We start from the raw sequence: 22555 nt of genomic DNA on the forward strand, positions 1-22555 counted from the left end.
CAATTGTAAATTGTATATTATTTTTCAATAAAAAGTAAATGAGCAACACTATAAGCCGAGTTCTGTATCAAAACAATCATCTATCTAGACCTGATGTTGCCATCAGGCTCAAGCAACCTACCCGAGACACGACGGGCAGCCGTATCATCTCTGTTCGGTCTTGCTTCGGATGGGGTTTACACAGCCACTTCTGTTACCAGAAGCGCGGTGAGCTCTTACCTCGCCTTTTCACCCTTACCTGCATAAACAGGCGGTTATTTTCTGTTGCACTGGCCTGGGAGTCACCTCCACCGGACGTTATCCGGCATCCTGCCCTATGAAGCCCGGACTTTCCTCACCTGCAGCCTTTCGGCATTTGCAGCCGCGATTGTCTGTGCTACTCATTACCGAAGTATTTTATCATGTCGAAAGAAAAATGTAAATACCTACTTTCCTGCTCACAGATTTCAATCAGACACATTCCTACTCCCAAATTTCATCTTCCTCTATTACATGAATTTCAAGATAATCAAAGTCTATTCCCTCTATGAAATTATCACTGTCAAAGCGTGTTTTGTCCATCTTCTTAAATTCTTTTATGTTTTTGTCAAGCCATATCGGACGCCCTAAATCAAATGCGTAACATACTTCATCTAAACTGTCGAACACTTTCTTCGTCCTGTTCTTTTCCTTTGACTGGTCTGTTATTGTTATATCATCAAGCATTCTGTTGTCTTTAAACTTCTTTGCCCATAAGCGAAACATCATTTTCTCCATTCTTTTATCTTGTTGATATTTTATTGATATTCTTTATCATAACGGATATTGTCCCATCAGGATTTGATATAAACTCAACCTGATTTATGTCCTGATATTGCTCCATAGGAATATTTATCTCTATCCCCGTGTCCGTCTTTAAATACTGTTTTTCAAACTTCTTTGTAGTCGCACTGCTCTGCGGTTTTACCTGAGCTTTCTCCATATGATATTTTTCCATCTTTGCGTCAAATTCTTCTTTTATGTCGGGAGTTTTACCGTAAAGCTTTTCGCTTATCTTTTCGACATCAACTGCGCCTGTCTCCTCGATTTCTTCTTTGATAATGCGCTTTGCCTCCATCTGCTTTACCGGTTCTTCCTCAAAGTGCTTTTTATTGACCTGTTCAACCGCTTTTGTCACTATAGCAAGTTTTGATTTTGATGACATTGCCGCATGGCAGTTAAGATAACGTTCTGAGAGATAATTGCATTTTTCACCGTTTACTTCATACTTTTTCTCGATTATATTTACCGTATAATCACTTAAATTTATTATAACTGCTTCTGAAAGTTTTGATGAAGATGCAGGAAGTGTCGAACGGTACTTAATTATACTATTTACATTGCCAATTTCCTCCGACTGCGTCATATGAACAAAGCTCTCTTTGTAATTCATCTTTAAAATGGCAAGATACATGACACTGTGCAGACTGAATGATATAACGGCAAGATCAGCCGACGGTATTGCAAGATTACTGTTCATTATGTCATAAAGCCTCTTTGTAATATCTTTGCTGAACTCTATAAAATCATCCTCAGAGAAATCCTTAAGCAATTTGTAAATATCTGAACCATCCTCATCAAAATAACATTTTTTCATATCATCACCGGACATTATCTTAAAAATATGTCCGGTAAAAAAATCATTAAGATCAGGTGTAATATCAATCTGCTGCTCCGAATAAACCGGATACCCAAGTTCTCCATCCAGAATATGTACTATCCCTTTTCTCAAAATTATCTCATCCTGCTGCATCGTATCACTCCATTCCATATCCAAAGTATCTGTTCATTTATAAATTTTATGTTCCGCTGCAAGTGACAATATAACGAAAGCGTGCCTGCAGTATTAAATATTATATCTTATCTGACTTCACAATCTGCAACAGTTTCACTAACAAAAAAACCTACGCCAAGTAAGCCGCCATATCCTCTACATCTTCCCTTGCAACCTTAAACGGAACGGCATTTAATTTTCTAGGTGTTGCCATTATCTCGTCTGTCATTTTCTTTACGTCCTCATTCGTTATCTCATAATCACCAAGAAGCTGTTTTATAAGGAATGCAAACTGCTCAATTTCATCAAATCCAAGCATTGCAAGAACCTCTGATACTTCATCAGGCATCTCCTTTTGGATAACTTTAAGGTAGCCCGGCAAAAACAGACCAACCGCCTTTCCATGTGGTATATCTTTATTATATGTAAGATAATAGCTAAGTCCATGAGGTATTGATGTGCCTGTATGTGTGATTGCCATTCCTGCAAGGCATGACGCGAGCATAAGAGAATCATATGCCTCATAGTCAGCTTCATCTCCGAGGAGTACAGGTATGTTTTCTGCCCACACTGATATTCCATACTGACATAACATTCTGCTGAAATCTGTTGCCTTAGAGTTAAAATAACTTTCTATCATATGTCCAAGTGCATCTACTGCCGTATTCTTAATCACGCTTTCCGGTGCTGCCGAAAGATATTCCGGATCGATGCATGCAAGTTCAGGATAAATCTTATGACTAATACTCTGTTTCGTATTTTTATCGTGTCTTGTAAGTATGGCATATGGCGTAACTTCCGAACCCGTTCCACAAGTTGTAGGTATCTCAACGACAGGAATCGCACGAAGTTCTATGTTCTGATATAATATCTCCTCGTCTGTATCCCTGTTCTGTATCATAAGTGCTATCGCCTTTGCTGAATCCATAGGTGAACCGCCGCCTATTCCGATAACAAAGTCTGCGCCCTCATTGCGTCCAAACTCGCTCGCTTTCATTATGAGCTCCACTGACGGATTCTGTGGCACCTCATCAAATACAACGTACTCTGTAGCATTTTCGTTAAGTACATCTATGACATCCTGAAGAGAATGATTTTTCTTTGATGATGACTTACCTGTGACAATAAGTGCCTTTTTTCCAAATGATGCAATCTCGGCACCATGATTTTTTACTGCATTTTTCTCCTGACATACTTTTGTTGGCATATAAAAATCCATATCTGTTCCTCCTAAACTGTAATTTATTTGTGTATTCATGGCGTTAATGTCATGATTTATTAAACTTCAATTTCCTTTATCTGCTCATAAAGTGGTTTTCTCACTTTTTTTCTTGTGACTTCGATGAGTCCAAGTTTTGTCATATCGACAAGTATTGTTCTTACCGGGTCTTTGGCAAATTCGCTCTTAAGCCTGTCCATAAGCTGTTTGTTGTACTCAGGACTCTTCATATCAATAAAATCTATCAAAATCATACCTGACAGATTTCTAAGTCTCAACTGTCTTGCTATCTGTGTGGCAGCCTCAAGATTTACTTTCAAAAATGTTTTTTGTACATCCCTCTTTTTTGAGATGGCTTTTCCGGTATTGACATCGACAGATACCAGTGCCTCTGTAGGCTGTATTATAAGATAACCTCCGTTTTTCAGCCAGACTTTTGGCATGAGTGCATGTTCCAAAGTCTTTGTAACATCATAAACTGCATCGAGTTTTCCGTCATTTTCATCCCATCGCCTGATTTTATTTATGTCTTCCGGCTGATATACTTTTACAAACTCCGTTATCTTTTCATATATTACATCGTCATCTGTGATTATACTTTCAAGCAGCGAATCATAAGAGTCCCTTATATCGCACAGATAGGCAGCAGGTGCATGATAAAGGCAGTTAAATTTTGTCCTGTGAATACCAAATTTTTTTATGTCTTCAAGCTGTTTTTTAAGAAATGCTATCTCATTTAAAATCTTTTCTTCCGATGCATCTTTACTGTTTGTCCTCGCTATAAAGCCATAATCTCCGTCTATGTTATTTTGAAGCAGTTCCTTTATCCGCTGTTTTTTTTCGAAATCTTTTATCTTTGAAGATATGCTAACCGTCTTTTCGCCATATATAAGTACAACATATTTTCCCGGGAAATTGAGAGCACCCGAAAGTGTGGGCGGCTTGGTTTTTACCGCCTCTTTCTCTATCTGAACGATTATCTCGTCACCGATAAGCACCCTTGTCCCATCTGACACAACACCATCCGTATGTATCGGACATACTCTTGACTCTAACGAAAGATACGCCATCTTTCCCAGCTCATATTCCACAAAAGCTGCGTTTATGTTTTTGACAATATTTCTAACTTTCCCGACATAAATATTTCCTAAAAGTGCCTGCTCATTTTCAGGCTGAGCCTGTATCTGTGCTATCTTTCCATCCTCAACTTTCACAGATAACACGCCACTGCCCTTTTTAGTTATCAATAACTGATTTGCCATTGCTATGCCATCTCCTGTTTCCCAAACTCTGATAACGGTACAAGTTTACACGGTATCTCTGAACCAAGCAGATGAACCTCACCCTTTTTAGCAGTCTCATCTGCATACATTTCAAGCCTGTGTATCTGGTAATCAAGCGGATTATATTCAAAACCATTCATCTGCATGACAGCTTCTAAAACCAGCTCAGGCTTTATGTTTACGACACTTCCTGCTGTGAGCTGGCAATATATTACAGGCTTATAAAATGATGTGTCTATTTCAAGTCTGCCATACTCATTTTTCGTATCATCATAAAAAGCCGCAATATCAGTTTCAATATGATAAATATTTGGCTTTATGTCAACTATTTTTTCTGAGCGTTTTGTCTTTTTTAATATTTCAATTTTTTCTGCTTCTTTTATCTTTCTTACTGCTTCCTCAGCAAATGCGTCATCAGTAAGCGGATTGTCCTTATCAGGTTTTATGCATATCATATAATCACATGCCGAGAGCATTGCCATTGAAGGCTTTGCATCATCATCAAGTATAGTGAAATCTTTAACTGTTATTTCATCATTCATAACAGCATTTATACGCTCTGTCATCTTTTCAGGAGAATCACTCTTTTCAAGTGTCACATCAAGATATTCTGCATCGCTGCTAAGTCCTATTCCAAGCGGTGACGCAAATGACATGAGCTGATGCGGCGAAAAACCTTTACTGTAACTTACCTCAATTTCAGCACGCCTGAATGCCTTTTGAAAATATCTCATTACATCAAGATGACCGATAAAACGCATTGAACCGACTTTACTGAATTTTAATCTTGCTTTCATGTCACTCACCCGTTCCTTTCTCATCATTGCCCGTAAGATTTTCAACACAGACACCGCACTTAAATTTCATAGCTCCACATCCGGCGCACTTTTCACGACAGTTAGGTGTAACCTGTGCCTTTAATGAATTTTCATATTCTCTGCGCATAAACTTTTTAGTCACACCTATGTCAATGAAATCCCAAGGGAACAACTCGTCAGCAGGTCTTTCACGACCAATATAAAATGCCATATCAAGTCCGTTGTCCTCAAATGCTTTAATCCAGTTTTCATATTTAAAATATTCTGACCATGCATCATAAAAACATCCGCTCTGGTAAGCTTCAAGTATAACTTTATTAAGGCGTCTGTCACCTCTTGCAAATACACCCTCAAGTTCCGATACATCCGCGTCATGGCAATTGTATTTGATACTCTTTTGGTTAAGCTGCTCTCTGACTTTTCCAAGCAGGAAATTCCTCTTGTCTTTCGCCTGTTCCTTCGTATTCATAGGTGACCACTGAAACGGTGTAAACGGCTTTGGTACAAATATCGATGTACTTGTGACAATGCTTACTTTTCCGTTTCTTTGGTCTTTTGGAATCGTATAATACTCTCTTGCAATCTTGTCAGACAAAACCGCTATTCCTTCTATATCATCATATGTCTCTCCCGGAAGTCCGAGCATGAAATAGAGTTTTACCCTGTTCCATCCTCCCCTGAACGCATCCATCGCACCTGTAAGAATGTTTTCCTCGGTAAGACCTTTGTTTATAACATTTCTCATCCTCTGTGTTCCTGCCTCCGGTGCAAATGTAAGGCTTGACTTTCTTATATCCTGTACTTTCGACATTACATCAAGTGCAAACGCATCTATTCTGAGTGACGGAAGTGATATGTTTACTCCCTTGTCCCTATACTCGTCTATAAGCCAGTAAACAAGTTCAGGAAGTTCTTTGTAATCACTTGAACTTAATGAACTCAATGAAATTTCCTCATGACCTGTTGCTTTAAGCATTGCAGCCGCTCTTTTCTTAAGAAAATCAAGACTTCTCGGTCTAATAGGTCTGTAAAGCATACCCGCCTGACAGAAACGGCAGCCTCTTATGCAGCCACGCTGGATTTCAAGCACAACTCTGTCCTGGGTAACTTTGATATACGGTACAAGCGGCTTTTCAGGATAATATGTCTCTGACATATCAAGTTCAACCTGCTTGATAACTGTTTCTAGTGCTTCTTCCACGATAGGATAAAAGTCTTTCAGTGTACCGTCTTCATTATACTGTACCTCATAAAACTGTGGTATATACATACCCGGTATCTTAGCCGCCGCTTTCAAAAATTCCACTCTGTCTTTGCCTGATCTTTTCCACTCTTTATAGGCATCCATAAGGTCAAAATAAACCGTTTCTCCCTCTCCTATATAAAAAATATCAAAGAAATCTGCTATAGGTTCAGGATTGTACGAACATGGACCTCCGCCTATAACAAATGGGTCATCCATTGTCCTGTCTTTTGCTAAAAGAGGTATCTTTGACAAATCAAGAATCTGTAAAATATTTGTGTAACACATCTCGTATTGCAGCGTTATTCCAAGAAAATCAAAATTTTTTATCGGCTCCTGACTCTCTAATGCAAAAAGCGGAATATCCTGTTCTCGCATTATCTTATCCAAATCTACCCACGGGGAATAAACTCTTTCACAGTATATGTCATCCCTCAAATTGAACATATCATACAAAATCTGTATGCCAAGATGTGACATACCTATCTCGTATACATCGGGAAAGCACATACAAAATCGTATATCTACTTTTGACGGATCTTTTTTTACCATGTTAATCTCACCACCGATATATCTCGCCGGCTTATCAACTGATAATAATATCTCATCACTTAAAGCAAGTTTTCTCATTCAAATCCTCCATAACGTCACTTATAATGTTTCCGGTAAATTCAACCATATCATGCCAGACTGTTCCCTCTTTCGATAATGCCTGTTTAATAGGTTTATTACTGTAATTTCCAATTGTCAGGTCTCCAAAACACAAAACAAGAACAGCCGAAAAAAGAAGCAAAAGCAATGTAATCTTTGTCATAAGCGACTTTGCTTCTCTGCCACTTTCCTCTGTTTCCTCGTAATTGTCAGAAAATGCCAGCCGCGCTCTCAAAATTTTCTGAGAACGTGTATCAACTGGCATTTCTTCATTATTATCATATCCATTCATAATTTGTACCACATAATCTTTTTTTAAGATTATGCACTTTATCCGACATAAATTACTTCATACCACAAATACTTTTATTCTATAATTCGATAATACTTTATGTCAGATTACATATGACAAATCTAAGAATTTAAAAGTTTATTTATCGTCTTCCCAAACAAGCCCCTGATACTCGTGGCATTCCTCACGCGTAAGTAATGCCTGTATTGCATCGGTAGCAGAAACTCCATCAAATAAAACTTCATTTATTTGTTCTACTATAGGCATTGACACTTTGTATTTCTTTGCAAGTGAATATGCAGCTTTCGCTGAATACACACCCTCAACAACCTGATTTACTTCTTTCATTGCCTCATCCATAGACATTCCTTTTCCAATAAGCACCCCTGCATTATGGTTACGGCTGTGTGTACTTGTACATGTGACAATGAGGTCTCCGATTCCTGAAAGACCGCAGAATGTCTCCATATGTCCGCCCATGGCTACACCAAGTCTTGCTATCTCAGTTATACCTCTTGTAATAAGAGCTGCTTTTGTGTTGTCTCCAAGTCCAAGTCCGTCACAAACTCCTGCCGCAAGTGCAATGACATTTTTTATTGAGCCACCAAGCTCTATTCCTATTATGTCAGGACTTGTATAAACCCTGAAACGGTCATTCATAAATATCTTTTGGACATACTTTGCTGTTTCTTTCGTTGTAGAACCAACCACTACAGTAGTAGGCATACCGATTGAAACTTCCTCTGCATGGCTTGGACCCGATAATACACATACATCTCTTTCAGGCATTTCCTGACAGATAATGTCTCTAAGTGTCATCAATGTATCATTTTCAATTCCCTTTGCAACATTAACTATCTTCTGACCCTTAGGAATAAACTTTGAAGCATTTTTCGCTGTTACTCTGACATAAGGCGAAGCCACCGAAAAAACTATCAAATCAAAACCCTTGCACGCACTTTCAAGATCACTTGTCACAACTACGGACTCAGGAAGTTTTACACCCGGAAGTCTGTCTTTATGCTCTCTGTGTGTCTGCAGCATCTCAACTTCCGATTCAACAGCAGACCAAAGAGTCACATCGTGACCATTATTTGCCAACATTATTGCAAGTGCCGTTCCCCAGCTGCCGGCACCTAAAAAACTGACTTTACTCATAATTAACCTCATTTCCAAACAACTTTATTGTATGCAAAAGTCATTTTGCACATAAAAGTCATTTTATATGTAAAAATCATTCTTTCGTGTTATTTTGTTATTTATCACTCTTTGAACCAATCTTATTTTCTTTTCCATGAATCAATCTTACTATGTTCTGCCTGTGCTGAAAATATGCAAAAGCCGTAAACAAAAGACTGATTACCATCATATGTACAAATTCACTGTCATTTCTATGCATAAGCACTGTATTTACCGGTATGTACCATGCAACCACAAGCGACCCAAGCGATACATACCTAGTCAGTGCAACTATCAAAGCAAATATCAATGTTCCGACGGGTATAAAAAGAGGATGCGCAGCCGACATTACAACAGCCGCCGTAACAGCAATACCCTTTCCACCTTTAAATCCAAGATAAAACGGATAATTATGTCCAAGTACAACACCAAGACCAATATATAAACACAAAAGATACCAGTTGTCAGGTGATAAAAACACTCTTATGACAAGTATTGGCAGAACTGCCTTTGCCAGGTCACCGACAAATGTTATGAGCGCAGGCAGTTTTCCTAAAACCCTCAAAACATTTGTCGTTCCGGCATTGCCGCTCCCATGCTCTCTTATATCAATATGATGAAATTTTCCGACAAAATATCCGCTTGATATACATCCGCAAAAATAACCTATCACTAAACATATAATGTTGTGAATCATACTTTCGCCCATTTTATGAGCCTCCTTTGCACGCAACTATTGTAGTGCATAAATTAATACACTTTTTATTTTTCTTTACGCTCTCTTATTATGAATTTAAGAGGTGTACCGGCAAATCCAAATGCCTCTCTTATCTTGTTTTCCAAATATCTCGTATATGAAAAATGCATAAGTCTCTTATCATTAACAAATATAACAAAAGTAGGCGGTTTAACACTTACCTGTGTCATATAATAAATTTTGAGTCTTCGTCCCTTATCTGAAGGTGGCTGCTGCATTGCTACTGCCTCAGTAAGAATTTCGTTTAGAACTCCCGTGGCAATTCTAAGAGAATGATTCTGTATTACAACCTCAATGGAATCAAATAATTTTGGAAGTCTCTGTCCCGTAAGCGCCGATATAAACATAATTTCTGCATACGGCATAAACGATAATATATTTCTTACTTTCTGTGTATATTCTGATACTGTCTTGTTGTTTTTCTCTATAGCATCCCATTTGTTTACGGCAATTATCATGCCTCGTCCACGGTCATGGGCAATTCCTGCTATCTTTGCATCCTGCTCTGTTATGCCCTCAGTTGCATCAATTACAAGAACAACAACATCTGCTCTTTCCACTGCTGATACGGTTCTTAGTATCGAATACCTCTCTATCTCTTCCTTAATCTTATTCTTTCTTCTAAGACCTGCCGTGTCGATAAATACATATTCTTTACCATTCCACTTTACAGCCGTATCTACAGCGTCTCTTGTAGTTCCGGCAACATCAGATACAATAACCCTGTTTTCACCTAAAAGTTTATTGATGATAGATGACTTACCTGCATTTGGCTTTCCAACTATGGCTATCCTTGGTCTTTCATCTTCAGCATCATCCTCATTTTCCGGAAAGAGAGCCGTAACTTCGTCAAGCATATCACCTATTCCGAGTTTTCCAATTGATGATATAGGATATGGGTCTCCAAGACCTAAATTATAAAATTCGTACACATCAGGCATGAGTTTGTCAAAATTATCTACCTTGTTTACAACAAGAACAATCTTTTTCTGCGCTTTTCTGAGCATTTCCGCAACTTTATAATCTGCATCGACAACACCCTGCTTAACATCGACAACAAACATTACAACATCCGCCATCTCAATTGCCATCTCAGCCTGCTCTCTCATATGACGCAGCATCTGGTTGTTTGTCTCAGGTTCGATTCCTCCTGTATCCATAAGCGTAAAGTGATAATTAAGCCAATTTACATCGGCGTATATCCTGTCTCTTGTAACTCCCGGTGTATCCTTTACTATCGACAGACGTTCACCCACAAGCATATTAAAAAGCGTTGATTTTCCAACATTTGGTCGTCCAACTATTGCAACTATTGGTTTAGCCATTTAAATCTCCGTTTCTACCTTAATAACACACTTTCAATATCGTTTTGCATGTGTGATTTAAGATTCTTTTACATTTTTTATAAGGAAGTTCTTTACATTCTTATATAAGATATCTTCAGTGATGATTGTCTTTGCATCTACTCCGTAATAATCTTTGAATGTCGAACTAAGTTCCTTTTCGTTTTTACAATTATAATTTGTAAGATATGTTTTAACTTCTTCTTTATACTGCTTATCTGAAACTGTTATATTTTCTTTCTCTGCAACAGCACCATAAACAAGCTGTTTTCCAACATCTGTTTTAGCTGTTGTCTCAAGCTGTTTGTTGAAATCAGACATTGATGAGTTCTGTGACTTAAGATAGTTCTCAAGTGTATAACCGTTATTCTGAAGATAATATGTTATAGATGTCTTTAACTGTGTCTTCATTGTCTTCATTTTTGACTCAGGATAGTCATTTACTTTACATGTATCATAAAATGTACTCCATGCTTTTTCAGCTAAAAGATTATCTCTTACATATTTTGTATATCCGGCTGCAGTATTTTCGTAATCCTTGTCAAAATCTTTCATGTTTTTCTTTACAAACTTGTCTGAAAGTTCAGGATATACTTCCTTGAAATTGATAGTAACAGAAAATACGGCTTTTTTTCCTGCCAAATCCTGATTCTGGCTGTACTGTTCAGGGAATGTCACCTTTATCTTACATTTTGAACCTATTTTCCTGCCTATAAGACCATCCTCAAAACCGTCAATAAATGTATTTGAACCTATTTCAAGATCATATCCTGCCTTATTTGTCTTTTTTGTGAGGCTGCCACCCTCAAATGTCTTGCCGTTTACTTTTCCGACATAATAAATATTTACTATATCACCTTTTTTTATTTTTCCTTTTTTTACTTTAGTATAATCACCTGTGCTCTTGATATTTTTAGTAATCTGCTCTTTTGTAGATTTGTCTATCTCACTCTTTTTTATGTTAATCGTTGAATAATCGCCAAGTGTAACATAATCAAGACATTTTACATTTCCATCGCTGCTATCCTTAGCTTTGTCAGAGGACGCTGTCTTATTATTTGTAATCGCATTTTTCAGCTTATCTGTGCCCCCACATCCTGTAGATGCAAGTGCAATCGATGCACAAAGTGTTACTGCCAGTAATTTACTATATTTCTTCAAAATAATTCCTCCAAATATTATATATTATTTTTGTAATGTTATATTGCCAACAATATTCACTTTTAAATATTGTTTTAAAGCAAAACACAACAAACTATTTTATACCACAAATTCAACAAAAAATCAACCTCGTTATCTTTAAGCCCTTGACGATATTTCATAAAAAAGTTATATTATTTTAAGGTAGTTATGTATAACTAATTCATGAACTTAAAATAAACGCATATATTCTGATGCAGAGAGAGGTTAACAATGTCTAGTAGAAAATTTAAGGATTCCATGCCACTTGCTCCGCTTAAAATAGTCGCTATTGGCAATCAACAGGAACTCGGCGAAAAGATAAACAAAGAAATAATAGCAAGACGCCACAAAGCACTTTCTGAGATGCAAAAACCTGATTTTAAAATGACGGGATATGACACACAAAATTATCTTGTATCGTATGACTGTCCACGATTTGGCACAGGTGAAGCAAAATGTGTCATCAACGAATCCATGAGAGGCGTCGACCTTTTCATAATCGTTGACACGGTAAATTACGGACAGCAGTACACTATGAGAAACAAGACTACTAACATGTCTCCCGATGACTTTTTCATGGACTTGAAACGTGTCATTATGGCATGCAGCGGCCATCCGAGAAGAATCACTGTCATAATGCCGTATCTATATGAGGGCAGACAGCACATCCGCTATATAAATGAATCACTCGATTGTGCACAGGCACTTCAGGAACTTGTATCTATGGGTGTTGAAACAATTATCACTTTTGATGCACATGACAACCGTGTCCAAAATGCAATCCCTAATCACGGTTTTGACAATTTCTTTACTTCTTTCCAATTTATAGACACAGTGGTTAAGGCAAATCCGGATATAAAAATCGACCCTGAGCATATTATGGTAATATCTCCTGACCTTGGCGGCATGAAGAGAGCTGTTTACTACGCCGGTGCATTAGGTGTTGAAATGGGATTGTTCTATAAGAGAATGGACTATTCAAAACTTGTTGACGGTGAACACCCTGTTGTATCAACACAATTTCTCGGCAACGATGTCTCAGGCAAAGACATACTTCTTATCGACGATATGATAGCCACAGGCCACACTATCTTAGACGTTGCACGCGGATTGAAAGAACGCGGTGCAAACCGAATATTTATATGTGTAACTTTCGGTTTGTTTTCAAATGGTACAGCTGAGTTAGATGCCGCATATGATGAAAACATCTTTGACTCAATTTACACTACAAATTTAAGTTACTGTCCTGATGAAGTTAAAAACAAACCATATTATCACAGCGTTGACCTTAGTAAATATATTTCAGCCATTATAGATACCCTCAATCACGACACAAGCGTAAACGACCTTATAGATGCAACTCAGAGAATTCAGGATATCGTACAGAAACACAACAATAAATAATCAAATAATTTTTTATAGGAAAAATACTCGCAACATAGCGAAAAACAGGGCAAAACCAGCGTTTTGCCCTGTTTTATTCTTTTTAATCTTCAAGCATTATAAAACCGTTCAGGTTTCCTCTCTTTCCGCCACTCGCCCTGTGAGAATATAATATATCAGGATTGCAGCATGTACAAAGTCCGCTCACATGTATATTTTCTGACGGTACACCTGTTTTTTCAAGAATTATCCTGTTTGCCTCCCAAAGATTTAACAGATATTTATCAGCTGTTCCCGGATTTCGTTTCAAAACCCTTTCCGTATCTTTTTTAAATACCTTTTCAAATTCTACCGCTACGTCCCTGCTGACCTCATAACAATTCTGACAAATAGATGGTCCTATTATGCAGATTAAGTCTTTTGCATCAGTTCCAAAACATTTTTTCATCTTCTCAACAGTTTTTCTGCCTATTTGTGCAACCGTCCCTCTCCATCCTGAATGTGATGAACCTATAGCTTTATTCTTTGTGTCAACGAAAAACAACGGCACACAGTCAGCATATGACGTTGCAAGTACAAGTCCTTTCTTATCCGTCACCATTCCGTCCGTCATTTTTAATTTTTTCTTTATTTCCTCACCTGCTGTATATTGTTCATCGACATACTCAACCTTGTCTTCATGTACCTGGTCTGAAAGTACGAGTTTTTTATAATCTGCTTTCAATTCCTTGCACATTCTCTTATAATTCTCTTTTACATTTGCATCATCGTCACCTCTGTCCCATCCAAAATTCAGGCTTGAAAGATATTCTCCTCCGCTGACACCCCCAAATCTTGTAGAGAAAGCTAATGTGACAAATCCATATTCGTCGAGACAGTGAAATTTTATCAAAGGAACGCCTTCATTTTCCACACAATAACACTCTTTTTTACTTATCTCGTTTGAATTTATCATTTGTTCTATCCGCTTTTTGTTATCAGACATAATAATCCTCATTTCTCTCTTAAAAATCGTTTTACATCTAATTGATAGTCTATATTTACCGTCAACACCCGTCAAATGCATTTTCTATGTGATGCAGCAGATTACCGTTTATCGCTATTACATCAAAACGGCATGGAAGTTCATCTGTTTTATATATTTCTGCCATATAGTTTTTAGCCGAATTTATTATATGAATCTGCTTGTTTTTATTGACAGCCGACTCCCCAAGTCCCGACTTTGAACTTTTTCTATATTTTACTTCCACAAATACAATTATATTATCCTTTTTTGCAATAATATCTATCTCCCCGTAACTACAAAAATAGTTCTGCCTGACAATCTTATAGCCGTGATTTTTAAGATACTCCACAGCCTTTTGCTCATAAGCAGAACCAATTTTTCTTTTATTTATTTCTCTCATTATCTTTTTTGTCCATTACCTTCCCTTTTATCTTATCCATGGCATCAACAAATACCAGCACTTCAGCCACAACATGATAAAGTTCCGGAGGAATATACTCTCCTATTTCTATATCCTCAAGACTTTTGGCAAGCTTTGCATCCTGATGTATAGGAATATCTTCCTCTTCTGCCTTATCTATAATCTTTTCGGCAAGATAGCCCTTTCCCGATGCAATAACCTTAGGTGCTTTATCATGTAATGTATATTCCAAAGCAACTGCTGATTTATCCTGTATTTTCTTTCCGACAATATCTTTTCCGTAAATCATTTTGTTTCTGTTATCTGCCATATATAAATCCCCTAATCTATAAAGTTTTTTATAAATGTCTCTCTGTGTATCGGTGACGGCCCGTATTTTTTAATGGCCTCAATATGTGCTTTTGAACCATATCCTTTGTGGCTTGCAAAACCATACATTGGGTACATCTCATCCATCTGAATCATAAATCTGTCCCTTGTAACTTTTGCCAAGATACTTGCTGCTGCAATAGAAACACTCTTTGCATCACCTTTTATGATTCCAACCTGTTTTGTCTGAACTTCCGGAATGTGAACAGCATCAACCAACAGTATGTCAGGCGATTTAGTCTCAGACATCTGTTTGATGGCTGCACGCATGGCTTCGTATGTTGCCTGCAAAATGTTTATCTCGTCTATTCTTCCCGGTGACGAAACTCCAATACCATAAGCAACGGCTTTTTCTTTAATTTCATCAAAAAGTTCGTCTCTTTTTTTTGCACTCACCTGTTTTGAATCATTCAGATAAAGAATCTCACAATCCTTAGGAAGTATAACACTTGCCGCTACTACAGGTCCAGCAAGCGGTCCCCTGCCTGCCTCGTCAATTCCTGCTATGAACTCATAATCTGAATATTTGTTTTCAAATTGATGCATAAGTTCCAGTCTCTTATACTCTTTTTCAAGTGCAATCTTCTGTTTTTCATACTTTTCTATAAGTTTTGCCACACCTTTCCTTGTATCGCCTTTATAAACTTCAATCAGACTCTCTCTTGTTTCTTTATCGGCATTTGCAAGCTCGTTTTTTATATCATTTATTGATTTACTCAATTTAATCCTCCAAATTTTTTAAACGGCCATATCCTGAATACAGCTTTACCGGTTATATCTTCCTTTCTAACCAGTCCAACTGTTTCACTTCTGCTGTCCGTGCTCATATTTCTGTTGTCCCCAAGTACAAAATATTCATCTGAGGCAAGTGTCTGCGGTTCACTTGCAGTTCCGGCTTCTTTCATAAGTTCCTTTCCATACTTTTCACTTTTCAAAAGAGAACCGTTTATGTATACCCTGCCATCATCAATATATACCGTTTCTCCCGGCAAACCTATTATTCTTTTTATAAAATATCTTTTTTTACCGTCTGCGTCAGTATCTTCTATCGGAAATACCACTATATCATATCTCTTAGGAGAATCTATCTTATACGAAAATTTATCTATTATGATAGAATCATTATTTTCAAGTACAGGCTGCATGGAAATTCCCTCAACCGTACTCTGAAATGCCACATAGTTTGTAATCAGACCTGCCACTCCAAAAGCGATGACTATACAAAATACCAGAACAAACAGATTACAGATTGTTCTTTTGTAAAACGGAATATATTCATCAGCTCTTTTTCTGTAATCCGCCGCAACCTGAATATATGAAACTTCATCTTCTACGGATTCTGTCTCATTTTGTGTATTTTTTTCTTTTAATATATCATTAGCAATATCTTCCCATTTTTTCTTCTCTGATTCAGAATATTTCTTAGTATTATGGTCATCAATATGTGATAAGTATATTTTTCTGTCACAAAATCTCAAACTGTCTTCTATCTGTTCATAATCATACATACAATCCTGCTCCCAATTATATCCTACTGAGGAATTTCAAGACTAATCTTACCAATACGTCCATTTCTAAAATCATCAACAAGACATCTTGCTGCTTTATCAAGATCATACTCAGCTCCGCTTTTCAAGCAGCCTCTCTTAACAGCAATTCTTTCAAGAAGTTCATTATTTGACTCAGAATCTTCTATTCCGTAAAACTCTGCAACCATACCGGGATAGTTTTTTATCAGATAATCAAGCAGAAGAAGGCTAAGCTCATAAACATTGTAAAGTTCATCTTTTATTGAACCTATAAACGCAAGATTTAAGCCAACCTGCTGGTCTTCAAATTTTGGCCAGAGGATTCCCGGTGTGTCAAGAAGTTCAACACTTTTATTTAATCTTATCCACTGTTTTCCCTTTGTAACTCCGGGCTTGTTTCCCGTCTTTGCACAAGCTTTTCCGGCAAAACTGTTTATAAATGTAGACTTTCCGACATTCGGTATTCCTACAATCATCGCTCTTATCGGACGATTTAAAATTCCTCTTTTTCTGTCTCTCTCTATTTTTTCCTTACATGCTTTCTGTATAACATCATGTACTGCTTTAACTCCCTTTCCGTTTTTAGAGTTAACGGCAGCGACAAAATATCCCTTGCTCTCATAATAACTTGTCCATTTGTCTGACACGTTTTTGTCGGCAAGGTCATACTTATTCATCAGAAGTATTCTCGACTTCCCGTTTGCAAGAGTATCTATGTCCGGATTTTTGCTGCTTAGCGGTACTCTTGAATCAACTAACTCTATTATAACATCTATCAGTTTGATATCTTCCTGCATAGCCCTCCTGGCCTTTGTCATGTGTCCCGGATACCATTGAAACTGCATAAAATTATTCCTCCATATTTCTAATATGTACTCTTTAAATTCTTCGTTTTGAGAAGATACCAAGAGTACATTATTTTATAACTCTGCCTATTTTTATAGGTTTCCTGTAATAAGCATTTGAAATTTTTATTCCGTCTTTTCTGTTGCTTGCATGAATAATCTGTCCATTGCCAATATACATAGCCACATGGCTTATATATCCGTTACTTCCGTAAAAGAACAAATCTCCAACCTTCACATCTTTAGAACTTACACTCTTTGTAAATGCTGCCTGTGCCCTTGAATTTCTCGGTATTTTATACCCAAAATGCTCATATATCCTCATCGTAAATCCTGAACAATCGGTACCGTTAGTCAGGCTTGTACCTCCCCATACATAACGGTTTCCCAAAAATTTCATAGCAAATGCAACCATTTTTGAATACAGTGACTTCTTTTCCGTATAATGACTTGCAGTTCCACCGAAGTCATTCTGCGGTTCAGTATATGTCACTGCCTTGTCAAGAGCATAATTAAACTGTAAAAAATCTTTATTTATAAACACATCTTCTTCATCAATTGAGAGCATTATCCAGTTATTTAAATCCTGATACATCGCTTTTTTGTTGACATTTTTAAGCTGCTTTTTACCGAATGATTTATTTAAATGTGTTTTTATATATTTTTTTAACCACTCTTTTTCTATGTTGGCGTTTCCTACAGTATATTCCTCCTCACGCGATAATGTATCACACACCTTGGAGTCTATAGAAGGCAGTGTCCTGACATTCAATGTCTTAGTATTTACTACCGCCTTAAGTCTCGCAACCTGTTTTGCGCGCTGTCTGGCAATATCTTTTTTCAAAAGATATTTTGCTAAGACATATCCTTTAACTTTGCCCGATGAAATATATGCCCATCCGTTGTTTATACTCTTGATGTCACATCCGCTGTTTTTCGTCATCTTGCCTACCACATGAGATGAAGCTGATGCCTTTGAATGAACATTCAACGAACCGTTTACATTGGCTACACCTAAATTATTGTATTTATACCCTGCATCTGCCAATGTATCATTTAAATTTGACTCTGTTTTTTTGTCAGCTTTTTTTCTGATTTCATTTTTTTTGTTGTTTTTTTGCTCTGCCTTTTCTGCAGCTTCTCTTTTTACAGAATCCGCATAATATTTATCAAGATACAATGTCATTCCTGCCATGGATGTTTCTCCCACAACCGTAGCAGACTGACATAAATCTGTCTTAAACAAAAAAACAGATACAAATATCAAAATTCCAAAAAATATACTCTTTTCTGTTTTTTTCTCAAAAAAATCCATGTCTTTACTCCTAAAAAGTATAACAATCTAAAAAATCATTGTCAATGATACAGTACACTAATGTGATGTTCCAAAATACTCATATACCTCATGTAAAAAAGATAAAGAACCGAAAACAACAATCTTGCCTGAAATTCTTTCCCTGGAAATAGTGTTCAACGCATCCCTCACACTTTTCTTCGCCTCAACATGATTTATCTTATTGTTAGACACTTTAGAAACACATCCCGCAAGTTCTTCAGCCGGAAGACCGCGCGGAGCAGGTGCACTCACTGTATAAACTCTTTTTGCATGCGGAAGTGTATTTTTTAATACCTGCATATAATCTTTATCTTTAAATACACCAATTATATAAATGAATTTTTCTCCCGGAAAATATGCATTTAAAGAATACTTAAGCATTCTTGCACCGTCAGGATTGTGTGCACCGTCAACAATAACATACGGATTGTGTGATACAACCTCAAATCTTCCTGACCATCTGCACATCATCAGTGCTTCTTTTACCGATTGTTTGTTTATGAGCCTGAATCCCGATTTATTTAGTAATTTGGCTGCCTCAAGTGCCAGCCTTGCATTATCCAATTGAAAAATTCCCGGCTGTCCGAGTGTAAATTTTTCATTTTCATATATAAAAGAAGTCCTGTCTACCGAAAATTCGTAAGGTCTTATGTCATCACGCGATACAATGCTAAGATTTGCACTGTGCCGTCTGCATGTATATTTTAATTCTTCAAGACAGTCCGCCTCCGGTTTCATTGCAACCACCGGAACAGAATTTTTTATAATACCATATTTTTCTTTCGCTATCGCAAGAAGTGTATCGCCAAGATAACCCATATGATCCATTGAAATAGATGTTATCACGGACAGAACCGGTTTTTCTACTATATTTGTGGCGTCAAGTCTTCCCCCCATACCTGTCTCGACTACTGCTACATCTACCTTCCAGTCGGCAAATACTTTATACGCCATGACTGTCTCTATCTCAAATGCCGTGGGAGTCTTTTTTCCTTCTTTTTTTATCTCTTCCGTTTTCTCAACAAGATATGTGATATTATCTGCCACTTCCTCTTCCGATATATATTCTTTCTGCAATCCGTATATATTTCCGGTAATTTTCTGTATTTTTTCTTTATAGTCAAATAGTGCAGGGGATACATATCTTCCGACTGTATATCCCGACATTGCTAAGATTCCTGCAATAAAATTTCCTACAGAACCTTTGCCATTTGTTCCTGCAATATGTATTATTCTCGATTTATTCTCCGGATTCCCTATCATATCCGCTAAATATTTTACCTGTTTAAGTGAAAGGTCACTGCCGGCCTCAGCCTGCAGATTCTCTATATAATTTACGGCTTCACTATAATTCATTTCAGTCTCCGTTCCTGCACATTTTTTATTATAGAAACAAAACTGTATCAGAAACCACGTACCGACAGATATTTGTAATTTTCAAACAAAAACATTAAATATATCAGTACAAAATATTCCAATACAGTTTTGAAACCTAACTTTAATTATATAGCCTTCTCCGTTAAAATGCTTTATATTTCCGTTTGTTGTTCTCTAAAATTATTTTACAACTCTTACCTTCAACACTCCATCAATAGCTGAAAGTTTATCTGCTACTTCTTTTGAAGACTCAGAATCAATATCAAATACACAGTATGCATAATCGCCACGACTCTTATTTGTCATATGTGCTATATTGATGTTTGCCTCAGAAAATACATTTGTAATGCGGTTAAGCATTGCAGGTACATTTTTATGACAAACTGTTATTCTTCCCTTCGTATCACATACTCCTGCATCACAATTAGGATAATTTACAGAATTTATAATATTTCCGTTTTCCATATAATTTCTTATCTCATCTACAGCCATAACTGCACAGTTATCCTCTGATTCTGCTGTTGATGCTCCAAGATGTGGTGTAGCAATAACATTTGGCATCTTCATAACTGCAGGATTTGGAAAATCAGTTACATATTTTGCAACTTTTCCTGACTCAAGAGCAGCTTTCATGTCATCATCATTTACAAGAGTGTCTCTCGCCATATTTAAGATAACAACGCCGTCTTTCATCTGGTCAAACGCTTCTTTGTTTAACATTCCCTTTGTATCTTCAAGAAGCGGTACGTGAATTGTAATGTAATCACAATTCTTGTAAATCTCCTCATAAGATTTAACTATCTTTACATCTCTTGAAAGAGAAAGCGCATTGTTTACTGAGAGGAATGGATCTACACCATATACATCCATCTTCATGCGGTTTGCAACATTGGCAACAAGGACACCTATGGCACCAAGACCGATAACACCGATTTTCTTGCCCATAAGCTCTGTTCCTGCGAACTGTTTCTTTGCCTTTTCCATATCTTTGCTGATGTTCTCATTATCAGCATTTTCTTTTGCCCAGTTGATACCGCCTACAACATCACGAGCTGCAAGAAGCATTCCTGTAACAAAAAGTTCTTTAACACCGTTTGCATTTGCACCCGGTGTATTGAAAACTACGATACCTTTATCTGCACATTTGTCGAGGGGAATATTATTTACACCTGCACCTGCTCTTGCAACTGCACAGAGATTGTCAGAAAGCTCCATATCATGCATTGCCGCACTTCTTACTAAAACTGCGTCTGCTTCTGCGAAATCATCTGTCTTTGTATATTCATCAGTAAGATTATTTAAACCTATATCAGCGATAGGATTAAGACATGTATACTTAAACATTATGCATTCTCCTCCTCAAACTTCTTCATAAATTCAACAAGCTTCTCAACACCTTCTTTTGGCATTGCATTGTAGATACTCGCTCTCATACCGCCAACTGTACGATGTCCTTTAAGATTTACAAATCCTGCTTTTTCAGCTTCTGCAACAAATTTTGCATCAAGTTCCTTGTCACCTGTCACAAATGGAACATTCATAAGAGAACGGTCTTTTGCAACTACTGTACCCTTAAATAACTTGCTTTGGTCAAGGAAATCATAAAGAATCTTTGCTTTTTCTTCATTTTTCTTTTTCATTGCTTCAAGTCCGCCCATCTTCTTGAGCCACTTGAATACTTTACCACATATGTAAATTCCATATGCAGGTGGTGTATTGTATAAAGAATCTGCATCTGCATGTGTCTTATACTGAAGCATTGTAGGTGTTCCCTCTAATACATCTTCTGTTATAAGGTCTTCACGCATGATAACGATAACCACACCTGCAGGTCCGATGTTTTTCTGTACTCCACCGTAGATAACTCCATATTTTGTCACATCTACAGGCTCTGATAAAAAGCATGAAGAAACATCAGCTACCAGTGTCTTGCCTTTTGTATTTGGAAGTTCTTTGTATTTTGTACCATAAATAGTATTGTTCTCACAGATATATACATAATCTGCATCCTCAGAAATTGGCAAATCCGAACAGTCTGGAATATACGAGAATGTTTTGTCCTCAGAAGATGCAATCGCATTTGCTTTACCATATTTGCAAGCCTCTTTCCAAGCTTTCTTAGCCCACTGACCTGTAATAATATAGTCAGCAACCTTATTTTTCATAAGATTCATAGGTATCATAGCAAACTGCTGCGAAGCACCACCCTGAAGAAACATAACCTTATAATTGTCAGGTATGTTCATCAACTCTCTAAGATCCTTTTCTGCTGTTTTGATGATATTGTCATAAACTTTGGAACGGTGGCTCATCTCCATAACCGACATTCCGCTGCCCTGATAATCAAGCATCTCATCTGCAGCTTCTTTTAATACTTCTTCCGGTAATACCGCCGGACCGGCTGAAAAGTTATAAACTCTGTTCACTTTCATGTGCCTCCTTCTGTAATTGGTTACTAATTTGTTATATTTTGTGCTATATCTCATGCCAGAATAAATATCTGACATTTTACAACAACATATATTATTGT

The 22555-nt window shown here is 37.2% G+C and carries 22 protein-coding genes and 1 other RNA gene; 1 reads left to right on the top strand and 22 read right to left on the bottom strand.

What is annotated here, in order from left to right; translation table 11 throughout:
• Positions 1 to 35 precede the first annotated feature (35 nt).
• The 12 genes from rnpB to ACZLXV_RS09775 form a co-directional block, all read right to left on the bottom strand.
• An RNA gene (gene rnpB / locus ACZLXV_RS09720) (RNase P RNA component class A) lies at positions 36 to 383 on the bottom strand.
• A 79-nt stretch (positions 384 to 462) separates the two neighbouring features.
• On the bottom strand, positions 463 to 744 hold the full coding sequence (locus ACZLXV_RS09725) for a hypothetical protein (RefSeq protein ID WP_482383275.1): 282 nt from the start codon (positions 742 to 744) through the stop codon (positions 463 to 465).
• A gap of 16 nt (positions 745 to 760) precedes the next feature.
• Positions 761 to 1789 carry a nucleoid-associated protein gene (locus tag ACZLXV_RS09730; protein ID WP_482383276.1) on the bottom strand — a complete coding sequence of 343 codons (1029 nt, stop codon included), beginning with the start codon at positions 1787 to 1789 and terminating at the stop codon, positions 761 to 763.
• 133 nt (positions 1790 to 1922) lie between these two features.
• Positions 1923 to 3011 carry an iron-containing alcohol dehydrogenase family protein gene (locus ACZLXV_RS09735; protein WP_482383277.1) on the bottom strand — a complete coding sequence of 363 codons (1089 nt, stop codon included), beginning with the start codon at positions 3009 to 3011 and terminating at the stop codon, positions 1923 to 1925.
• A gap of 59 nt (positions 3012 to 3070) precedes the next feature.
• Positions 3071 to 4273, bottom strand: coding sequence for a ribonuclease E/G (locus tag ACZLXV_RS09740; protein ID WP_482383278.1), 1203 nt, complete (start codon positions 4271 to 4273; stop codon positions 3071 to 3073).
• 2 nt (positions 4274 to 4275) lie between these two features.
• On the bottom strand, positions 4276 to 5091 hold the full coding sequence (locus ACZLXV_RS09745; RefSeq protein ID WP_482383279.1) for a TIGR03936 family radical SAM-associated protein: 816 nt from the start codon (positions 5089 to 5091) through the stop codon (positions 4276 to 4278).
• Position 5092: 1 nt separating this feature from the next.
• The gene (locus tag ACZLXV_RS09750) at positions 5093 to 6985 is read right to left on the bottom strand and encodes a TIGR03960 family B12-binding radical SAM protein (RefSeq protein ID WP_482383280.1); all 1893 of its coding nucleotides are present in this window, start codon (positions 6983 to 6985) and stop codon (positions 5093 to 5095) included.
• Positions 6963 to 7298 carry a hypothetical protein gene (locus ACZLXV_RS09755; RefSeq protein ID WP_022224955.1) on the bottom strand — a complete coding sequence of 112 codons (336 nt, stop codon included), beginning with the start codon at positions 7296 to 7298 and terminating at the stop codon, positions 6963 to 6965. Before ACZLXV_RS09755 ends, ACZLXV_RS09750 begins: the two co-directional genes overlap by 23 nt.
• 138 nt (positions 7299 to 7436) lie before the next feature.
• Positions 7437 to 8456: an NAD(P)H-dependent glycerol-3-phosphate dehydrogenase gene (locus ACZLXV_RS09760; RefSeq protein WP_482383281.1), complete on the bottom strand. Its 1020-nt coding sequence runs from the start codon at positions 8454 to 8456 to the stop codon at positions 7437 to 7439.
• A 97-nt stretch (positions 8457 to 8553) separates the two neighbouring features.
• Positions 8554 to 9186, bottom strand: coding sequence for a glycerol-3-phosphate 1-O-acyltransferase PlsY (plsY, locus tag ACZLXV_RS09765; RefSeq protein ID WP_482383282.1), 633 nt, complete (start codon positions 9184 to 9186; stop codon positions 8554 to 8556).
• Between the two features lie 53 nt (positions 9187 to 9239).
• Positions 9240 to 10559, bottom strand: coding sequence for a ribosome biogenesis GTPase Der (gene der, locus ACZLXV_RS09770; protein ID WP_022224958.1), 1320 nt, complete (start codon positions 10557 to 10559; stop codon positions 9240 to 9242).
• A 57-nt stretch (positions 10560 to 10616) separates the two neighbouring features.
• The gene (locus ACZLXV_RS09775) at positions 10617 to 11738 is read right to left on the bottom strand and encodes an FKBP-type peptidyl-prolyl cis-trans isomerase (RefSeq protein WP_482383283.1); all 1122 of its coding nucleotides are present in this window, start codon (positions 11736 to 11738) and stop codon (positions 10617 to 10619) included.
• Between the two features lie 252 nt (positions 11739 to 11990).
• On the opposite strand from ACZLXV_RS09775, the gene ACZLXV_RS09780 reads away from it, so the two are divergent.
• Positions 11991 to 13163, top strand: a complete 1173-nt coding sequence (locus ACZLXV_RS09780) for a ribose-phosphate pyrophosphokinase (protein ID WP_482383284.1) — start codon at positions 11991 to 11993, stop codon at positions 13161 to 13163.
• 82 nt (positions 13164 to 13245) lie between these two features.
• On the opposite strand, the gene pgeF is transcribed toward ACZLXV_RS09780, so the two are convergent.
• From pgeF to serC, 10 genes are all read right to left on the bottom strand, one after another.
• The gene (pgeF, locus tag ACZLXV_RS09785) at positions 13246 to 14127 is read right to left on the bottom strand and encodes a peptidoglycan editing factor PgeF (RefSeq protein WP_482383285.1); all 882 of its coding nucleotides are present in this window, start codon (positions 14125 to 14127) and stop codon (positions 13246 to 13248) included.
• 61 nt (positions 14128 to 14188) lie between these two features.
• Entirely contained in the window at positions 14189 to 14548 is a 360-nt protein-coding gene (locus ACZLXV_RS09790; RefSeq protein WP_022224962.1) for a YraN family protein, read from the bottom strand.
• Positions 14532 to 14879: an EscU/YscU/HrcU family type III secretion system export apparatus switch protein gene (locus ACZLXV_RS09795; protein WP_482383286.1), complete on the bottom strand. Its 348-nt coding sequence runs from the start codon at positions 14877 to 14879 to the stop codon at positions 14532 to 14534. The genes ACZLXV_RS09790 and ACZLXV_RS09795 overlap by 17 nt, the downstream gene beginning before the upstream one ends.
• Positions 14880 to 14890: 11 nt before the next feature.
• Positions 14891 to 15658: a ribonuclease HII gene (gene rnhB, locus ACZLXV_RS09800; protein ID WP_482383287.1), complete on the bottom strand. Its 768-nt coding sequence runs from the start codon at positions 15656 to 15658 to the stop codon at positions 14891 to 14893.
• Positions 15655 to 16446 (bottom strand): signal peptidase I, encoded by a 792-nt coding sequence (gene lepB, locus ACZLXV_RS09805; protein ID WP_482383288.1) that lies wholly within the window; start codon positions 16444 to 16446, stop codon positions 15655 to 15657. The genes rnhB and lepB overlap by 4 nt, the downstream gene beginning before the upstream one ends.
• A 23-nt stretch (positions 16447 to 16469) precedes the next feature.
• Complete coding sequence (ylqF, locus tag ACZLXV_RS09810) at positions 16470 to 17312, bottom strand: ribosome biogenesis GTPase YlqF (protein ID WP_022224966.1); 843 nt, start codon at positions 17310 to 17312, stop codon at positions 16470 to 16472.
• A gap of 70 nt (positions 17313 to 17382) precedes the next feature.
• Positions 17383 to 18627: a C40 family peptidase gene (locus ACZLXV_RS09815; protein ID WP_482383289.1), complete on the bottom strand. Its 1245-nt coding sequence runs from the start codon at positions 18625 to 18627 to the stop codon at positions 17383 to 17385.
• 57 nt (positions 18628 to 18684) lie between these two features.
• Entirely contained in the window at positions 18685 to 20004 is a 1320-nt protein-coding gene (locus ACZLXV_RS09820; protein WP_367335555.1) for a bifunctional folylpolyglutamate synthase/dihydrofolate synthase, read from the bottom strand.
• 201 nt (positions 20005 to 20205) lie between these two features.
• Positions 20206 to 21369: a phosphoglycerate dehydrogenase gene (locus ACZLXV_RS09825; protein WP_022224969.1), complete on the bottom strand. Its 1164-nt coding sequence runs from the start codon at positions 21367 to 21369 to the stop codon at positions 20206 to 20208.
• The gene (gene serC / locus ACZLXV_RS09830) at positions 21369 to 22451 is read right to left on the bottom strand and encodes a 3-phosphoserine/phosphohydroxythreonine transaminase (protein ID WP_367335553.1); all 1083 of its coding nucleotides are present in this window, start codon (positions 22449 to 22451) and stop codon (positions 21369 to 21371) included. Before serC ends, ACZLXV_RS09825 begins: the two co-directional genes overlap by 1 nt.
• Between the last annotated feature and the right edge of the window lie 104 nt (positions 22452 to 22555).

Source organism: Butyribacter sp. (assembly GCF_056818865.1).